This window comes from Streptococcus pseudopneumoniae (assembly GCF_001074975.1).
GTDB lineage: Bacteria > Bacillota > Bacilli > Lactobacillales > Streptococcaceae > Streptococcus > Streptococcus pseudopneumoniae_D.
Window position 1 is genome coordinate 1 of record NZ_JUUO01000071.1, and the last position, 318, is coordinate 318.

The following is a 318-nucleotide window of genomic DNA, read 5'->3' on the forward strand; positions in this document are numbered from 1 at the left end:
TCAGGCTTATAAAAAGGAGTTAGGTCGTTCCTACACACGTGATGCCTTCTATCAACTGTTGAAGCGCCATGGTTGGCGAAATATTACGCCACGTCCAGAACATCCTAAGAAAGCAGACGCTCAAACCATTGTCGCGTCTAAAAATAAAATCTCAATTCAAGAAGATGAGAAAGCGCTTTAAATATAGTAGACGTTTTCGTAAGGTTCGCTTGATGTACCAAGATGAAGCTGATTTCGGGAGAATCAGTAAACTGGGTTCTTGTTGGGCTCCTCAAGGAATCCGACCTAGCATTCCTAGTCATTATATGCGAGAATATC

1 pseudogene is annotated in these 318 nt (G+C 42.1%); it reads left to right on the forward strand.

Annotation, left to right across the window (positions count from 1 at the left end):
- Positions 1 to 318, forward strand: a pseudogene (locus tag ADI86_RS11015) (winged helix-turn-helix domain-containing protein); the annotation flags it as partial.